At 42.2% G+C, this 6,995-nt stretch carries 5 protein-coding genes; all 5 read left to right on the plus strand.

Features of this window, described 5'->3' with window-relative positions:
• Window positions 1-14 precede the first annotated feature (14 nt).
• The 5 genes from H7T99_RS07105 (at window position 15) to gorA (ending at window position 6,962) form a co-directional block, all read left to right on the plus strand.
• On the plus strand, window positions 15-1,622 hold the full coding sequence (locus tag H7T99_RS07105) for a ribonuclease Y (protein WP_002885478.1): 1,608 nt from the start codon (window positions 15-17) through the stop codon (window positions 1,620-1,622).
• A gap of 212 nt (window positions 1,623-1,834) precedes the next feature.
• A complete protein-coding gene (locus tag H7T99_RS07110; RefSeq protein ID WP_014633945.1) occupies window positions 1,835-2,581 on the plus strand; it encodes a DeoR/GlpR family DNA-binding transcription regulator in 747 nt (248 codons plus the stop codon).
• The gene (gene pfkB / locus H7T99_RS07115) at window positions 2,578-3,489 is read left to right on the plus strand and encodes a 1-phosphofructokinase (protein ID WP_002885581.1); all 912 of its coding nucleotides are present in this window, start codon (window positions 2,578-2,580) and stop codon (window positions 3,487-3,489) included. The genes H7T99_RS07110 and pfkB overlap by 4 nt, the downstream gene beginning before the upstream one ends.
• A complete protein-coding gene (locus tag H7T99_RS07120; RefSeq protein ID WP_002885474.1) occupies window positions 3,486-5,462 on the plus strand; it encodes a fructose-specific PTS transporter subunit EIIC in 1,977 nt (658 codons plus the stop codon). The genes pfkB and H7T99_RS07120 overlap by 4 nt, the downstream gene beginning before the upstream one ends.
• A gap of 147 nt (window positions 5,463-5,609) precedes the next feature.
• Entirely contained in the window at window positions 5,610-6,962 is a 1,353-nt protein-coding gene (gene gorA / locus H7T99_RS07125) for a glutathione-disulfide reductase (RefSeq protein WP_037601845.1), read from the plus strand.
• The last annotated feature ends 33 nt before the right edge of the window (window positions 6,963-6,995 follow it).

Genomic DNA, 6,995 nt, shown 5'->3' on the forward strand with positions numbered 1-6,995 from the left:
GTTGAGGTAAAGACATGATAAACATGATAATTTTAGTTGTCTTTGCACTCATTGGTTTAGTCGTTGGATATTTAGCAATTTCTATTAAACTTAGCAAAGCTAAGGAACAAGCAGAAACTACCTTGCTAAAGGCAGAACAAGACGCTGTGAACCTTCGTAGTCAGGCAGAGCATGATGCAGATCATCTGCGTGTGACTGCTGAACGCGAGAGTAAGGCTCAACGTAAAGAGTTCTTGTTAGAAGCAAAAGAGGAAGCTAGAAAATATCGAGAAGATATTGAAAAAGAATTCAAATCTGAACGTCAAGAGCTTAAACAGATGGAAAATCGTTTGACAGAACGTGCCACTAGCCTTGATCGTAAGGATGAAAATCTATCAAGTAAAGAACTTGCCCTCGAGAAGAAAGAGCAGAGTCTTGCTGACAAATCTAAACATCTTAATGAGCGTGAAGAGAATGTGACTCAGTTGGAGGCTGAGAAGCAGGCTGAACTTGAACGTGTTGGTCAAATGACCATTGCAGAAGCGCGTGAGGTAATCTTAACGGAGACTGAGAATAATCTGACTCATGAGATTGCAACACGTATCAAAGATGCAGAAGCACAGGTTAAAGATACTGTTGATAAGAAAGCCAAAAACGTGTTGGCGCAAGCTATGCAACGCTTGGCTGGAGATTATGTTACTGAACAAACAGTAACTACTGTTCACCTTCCAGATGACAATATGAAAGGTCGTATCATTGGACGTGAGGGGCGTAACATCCGTACGCTTGAAAGTCTAACAGGTATTGACGTTATTATTGACGATACTCCAGAAGTGGTTGTCCTTTCTGGTTTCGATCCCGTTCGTCGTGAAATTGCACGTATGACTCTCGAAGCCTTGATTAAGGATGGACGCATCCATCCAGCTCGTATTGAAGAGTTGGTTGAGAAGAGCCGTCAGGAAATGGATAACCGTATCCGTGAATATGGTGAAGAGGCAGCCTACGAAATTGGCGCTATGAATCTTCACCCTGATTTGATCAAGATTATGGGACGCTTGCAGTTCCGTACGTCGTATGGTCAAAACGTACTTCGTCACTCAGTTGAAGTTGGTAAACTAGCAGGTATCATGGCTGGTGAATTGGGTGAGAATGTTGCCCTCGCTCGTCGTGCTGGTTTCCTTCACGATATGGGGAAAGCCATTGACAAAGAAGTCGAAGGTAGTCACGTAGAGATTGGTGCTGAGTTTGCACGTAAGTACAAAGAACATCCAGTTGTGGTTAACGCTATTGCCAGCCACCATGGCGATGTAGAACCTGAGAGCGTCATTGCAGTTATTGTAGCTGCAGCAGATGCTTTGAGTTCGGCTCGTCCAGGGGCTCGTAATGAATCTGTTGAGAATTACGTCAAACGCCTTCGTGATTTGGAAGAAATTGCATCAAGCTTTGACGGTGTTCAAACAAGCTTCGCCCTTCAAGCTGGTCGTGAGATTCGTATTATGGTTCATCCAAACAAAATCTCAGATGATGAAGTTACAATCTTGTCTCACAAGGTACGTGAACAAATCGAGAAGAACTTGGATTACCCAGGAAATATTAAGGTTACAGTCATTCGTGAATTCCGTGCAGTTGACTATGCCAAATAAGATAAGAGAGCCGCAAGGCTTTTTTATTTTGCACTTGATACTGAAAGGTTGTATTCTTTTTGAAAATGTAAGAACTTTCTTATCAAATTGCGTCATTTTGGTAGATTAGTATTTTATAATGAAATATTTTGATTTTTTTTGACTGATTTTAGTTGACAGTTATTAAAAATTGAGTATAATAGATTCTGTAAACGATTACAGAAGGAGAGATTATGCTAAAGTCTGAACGTAAGCAGATTATCTTGTCTCAGTTGAAACAAGATGGTTTTGTCACTTTGGAAAACCTAACTGTTTTGTTAAGTGATACTTCCGAGTCGACGATTCGTCGTGACTTGGACGAGTTAGCGGCAGATGGCCAACTTAAACGTGTTCATGGTGGTGCTGAAAGCATTCATGGTCTAAAGGAAGAAATTGCCAATAGTCAAAAAGCTATTAGAAACGTTCAAGAAAAGGCTCAGTTAGCTGGTTATGCTGCCGATTTGATTAAGGAAGGTGATGTCGTCTTTCTTGAGGCTAGTACAACAAATGAACTTTTGATTCCACATTTGGCCAATCGTCAGGTAACGGTTGTGACTAATTCTATCCATCATGCGGTTAAGCTGGTAGATCTTGGTGTTAGCACTAGGATTGTTGGAGGAAAGGTTAAACATTCAACGGATGCGTCTATTGGAAGTACTGCTCAAGAGCAAATCAGACAACTGAATTTTGATTGTGCTTTCATTGGTGCTAATGGCGTTGATGCTCATTATTTCACCACACCAGACATGGAAGAGGCAGTTATCAAACGGACGGTTATAGCTAATGCGCAAAAAGCCTATGTTCTAGCTGACGCCTCTAAACTTGGTCAGATTACCTATGCTAAGGTAGCTGAGGTTGAAAAAGTAACCATAATTACAAATGCTTCGGAAGAAGAGCTCCTAAAAGAATTAAAAGAGAAAACGAGGGTTATTGAAGTATGATTTATACTGTAACGCTGAATCCATCAATCGACTTCATTGTTCGTATCGATAAAGTAGAGATTGGTGAAGTTAACCGTATGGAGAGTGATGATAAGTTCGCTGGCGGTAAGGGTATTAATGTTAGTCGTATTTTGCAACGCTTAGGTGTTGATAATACTGCAACGGGCTTCATCGGTGGTTTTACAGGACGTTTTGTGACAGATGGTTTGGATGCAGAGGGCATTAAAACCAAGTTTGTAGCAGTGGATCAAGACACACGTATTAATGTTAAAATCAAGGCTGACCAAGAAACTGAAATTAATGGTGCAGGACCTGTCATTAATGAGTATCAATTGGCTGAATTGGAAGCAGTTCTTTCAAGTGTAAGTGCCGATGATGTGGTTGTTTTTGCTGGATCAGCACCAAGCAATCTTGGAAATAAGGTCTATAACAAATTGATTCCACTAGTGCGTGAAACGGGTGCACAGGTTGTCTGTGACTTTGAAGGACAAACCTTGCTTGATTCCTTGGCTTACCAACCACTCTTGGTTAAACCAAATAACCATGAGTTAGAAGCTATTTTCAATGTCAAACTTAATGGTTTGGCTGATGTTGAAAAATATGCGCGTGAAATCCTTGCTAAGGGGGCCCAGAACGTTATCATCTCAATGGCAGGTGATGGAGCGCTGCTTGTCACACCAGAGGCTGCTTATTTTGCCAAACCAATCAAGGGAACAGTTAAAAACTCTGTTGGTGCGGGTGACTCGATGGTTGCTGGTTTCACTGGTGAGTTTGTTAAATCTGGTGATCCGATTGAGGCTCTCAAGTGGGGAGTAGCGTGTGGAACATCTACAGCTTTCTCAGATGACTTAGCGACAATTGAATTTATTAAAGAAACATACAATAAAGTAGAGGTAGAAAAACTATGAAAATTCAGGATTTACTGAACAAAAAAGTAATGTTGCTTGACCTTCAAGCAACTACAAAAGAAGCTGCTATCGATGAAATGATTAACAGCTTGGTTGACAATGGTGTTGTGACTGACTTTGATGTTTTCAAAGCAGGTATTATGGCTCGTGAAGCACAAACATCAACTGGTTTGGGTGATGGAATCGCTATGCCACACAGCAAAAATGCTGCAGTAAAAGAAGCAACAGTACTTTTTGCTAAATCTAATAAAGGTGTAGATTACGAATCACTTGATGGTCAACCTACAGACCTCTTCTTTATGATTGCTGCTCCAGAGGGAGCAAATGACACTCACTTGGCAGCCCTCGCTGAGTTGTCAAAATACCTTATGCAAGATGGTTTTGCAGATCGTTTGCGTAAGGTGACTTCTCCAGATGAAGTGATTGCTGCTTTCAATACGGGTGAAGAAGAAGCACAAGCTGAGGAAGCTAAGAAAGCACAAGCTGTTAAAGAAGCAGCTTCAAGCGATAAACCACTTATCGTAGCCGTCACAGCTTGTACAACTGGTATTGCTCACACTTACATGGCTGAAGAATCACTAATTAAAACAGGTGAAGAAATGGGTGTCAATGTTCGTGTTGAAACTAACGGTGCTTCAGGTGTCGGAACACCATTGACTGCTGAAGAAATCAGTAAGGCTGTAGGTGTTATCGTAGCAGCAGACAAGGCAGTTGAAACAGCACGTTTTGATGGTAAAAAATTGCTTTCTAAACCAGTCGCTGCAGGTATTCGTCAACCTCAAGAATTAATCCAAAACATCTTGGATGGAAAAGCTGAAGTCTTCCACGCTGAAAATGCTGGAGCTGCTCAAGAATCAAGTGAGAAATTGAGCCTTGGTGGTGCCTTCTATAAACACTTGATGAGTGGGGTATCACAAATGCTTCCATTCGTTATCGGTGGTGGTATCATGATTGCGCTTGCCTTCTTGCTTGACCAAATCATGGGTGTTCCTAAAGATCAATTGTCACAACTTGGTTCTTACCATGAAATTGCTGCTCAATTCAAAGCAATTGGTGGCGCTGCCTTTGGCTTCATGCTTCCAGTACTTGCAGGTTACATTGCTTACTCTATCGCTGAAAAACCAGGTTTGGTATCAGGTTTCGTAGCTGGTGCTATTGCTTCAAGTGGTGCAGCCTTTGGTGGTGTTCCATTTGCTTCAGGTGGTAAAGCAACCCTTGCCCTTGCTGGCGTATCTTCTGGTTTCCTTGGAGCTCTTGTTGGTGGTTTCCTTGCAGGTGGTGTTATCCTTGTTCTTCGTAAACTCTTGGCAGGTATTCCACGTGCCCTTGAAGGAATCCGTTCTATCTTGCTCTTGCCACTTCTAGGTGTATTTGCTACTGGTTTCTTGATGTTGGCAGTAAATATCCCAATGGCAGCAATCAATACTGGTCTTAATAACTTCTTGTCAAGCTTGTCAGGAAGCTCAGCAGTATTACTTGGTCTCCTTGTTGGTGGTATGATGGCAGTGGATATGGGTGGACCAGTCAACAAAGCAGCTTATGTCTTTGGTACAGGTACTCTCGCAGCAACAGTAACTTCAGGTGGTTCAGTTGTTATGGCAGCAGTTATGGCGGCTGGTATGGTTCCTCCGTTGGCAGTATTTGTAGCAACACTCTTGTTTAAAGATAAATTCACTGAAGAAGAACGCAACTCTGGTTTGACAAACATCGTTATGGGACTTTCATTCATCACTGAAGGTGCGATCCCATTTGGTGCAGCTGACCCAGCACGCGCTATCCCAAGCTTTATCGTCGGTTCAGCTCTTACAGGTGCTCTTGTAGGTATGGCAGGAATCAAATTGATGGCACCACACGGAGGTATCTTCGTAATTGCCCTCACATCAAATGCCCTTCTCTACCTTCTCTTCATCTTGATTGGTGCTGTGGTATCAGGTATCCTCTTCGGATTCCTTCGCAAACCACTTGATAAATAAGATATGACAAAACAATCTCGTTGTGACGGGGTTGTTTTTTGTGTCGTAGCAGATTTTTGTCAGGGTACCTATTTTATGATAAAGTATAGGCAGAAATGGCTTATCTAGTAGCCAGTACGCTGTATAAAGAAACATAAGAGGTAAAATATGGTAAAAGAATACGATTATATTGTCATTGGTGGTGGTTCTGGTGGTATTGCCAGTGCCAATCGTGCTGCCATGCATGGTGCTAAGGTTATTCTCTTTGAAGGAAAAGAGGTCGGTGGTACCTGTGTCAATGTAGGTTGTGTGCCTAAAAAGGTCATGTGGTATGGTGCTCAGGTTGCTGAAACCCTTCACCGTTATGCAGGCGAGTATGGTTTTGATGTAACAATTAATAAGTTTGATTTTGCAAGGCTTAAGGCCAATCGTCAGGCTTATATTGACCGTATCCATGGCTCTTATGAGCGTGGTTTTGATAGCAATGGCGTTGAACGTGTATACGAGTATGCAAGATTTATTGATCCTCATACGGTTGAAGTAGCGGGGGAGCTTTATACAGCACCCCATATCCTTATTGCAACAGGTGGTCATGCTCTTTATCCAAATATTCCAGGTAGTGAATATGGGATTACTTCAGATGGTTTCTTTGAGTTAGATGAGGTACCAAAACGTACAGCTGTTATCGGTGCTGGCTATATCGCCGTTGAGGTTGCTGGTGTTCTCAATGCTCTTGGTAGTGATACGCATCTCTTTGTTCGTAAGGATCGCCCATTACGTACCTTTGACAAGGATATTATCGATGTCTTAGTCGATGAGATGGCCAAATCAGGTCCGACCCTTCACACGCATGCTAATGCTACAGAAGTAGTGAAAAATGCTGACGATTCTTTGACCATTAGCTTTGACAATGGAGAAACGATCACTGTTGATTGCCTCATTTGGGCTATTGGTCGTGCAGCCAATACCTCTGGCTTTGGTCTTGAAAAGACGGGCGTTGAGTTGACTGAACGAGGTAACATTTATTCAGACGCCTTTGAAAATACATCAGTTCCTGGTATCTACGCCCTTGGTGATGTGACTGGTAAACTAGATTTGACGCCAGTTGCAATCAAGGCGGGACGTCAATTGTCAGAGCGACTCTTCAACAATAAAGCCGATGCTAAGCTTGATTACACTGATGTAGCCACTGTGGTCTTTAGCCACCCAGTCATTGGTTCTGTTGGTTTGACTGAGGAAAAAGCAATTGCTAAATATGGTGCGGAGAATATCAAGGTCTATAAATCTAGTTTTACTCCAATGTATACAGCTCTTGCAAACAATCGTCAGCCGTCAACTATGAAATTAGTAACACTTGGTGAGGATGAAAAAATCATCGGTCTTCATGGCATTGGCTACGGTGTCGACGAGATGATTCAAGGCTTCTCTGTGGCTATTAAGATGGGAGCAACTAAGGCTGATTTTGATAATACGGTTGCCATTCATCCAACCGGTTCAGAAGAATTTGTAACGATGAGATAAAAAGGTGAAGTCTGTCTACCTAAATGGATAGAC

The organism is Streptococcus sp. 17.1 (assembly GCF_016648655.1).
GTDB lineage: Bacteria > Bacillota > Bacilli > Lactobacillales > Streptococcaceae > Streptococcus > Streptococcus salivarius_E.

Excerpts from the sequence above, each read along its gene's own strand:
- H7T99_RS07105 (WP_002885478.1), top strand. The coding sequence starts at position 15 with ATGATAAACATGATAATTTTAGTTGTCTTTGCACTCATTGGTTTAGTC.
- H7T99_RS07110 (WP_014633945.1), top strand. The coding sequence starts at position 1,835 with ATGCTAAAGTCTGAACGTAAGCAGATTATCTTGTCTCAGTTGAAACAA.
- pfkB (WP_002885581.1), top strand. The coding sequence starts at position 2,578 with ATGATTTATACTGTAACGCTGAATCCATCAATCGACTTCATTGTTCGT.
- H7T99_RS07120 (WP_002885474.1), top strand. The coding sequence starts at position 3,486 with ATGAAAATTCAGGATTTACTGAACAAAAAAGTAATGTTGCTTGACCTT.
- gorA (WP_037601845.1), top strand. The coding sequence starts at position 5,610 with ATGGTAAAAGAATACGATTATATTGTCATTGGTGGTGGTTCTGGTGGT.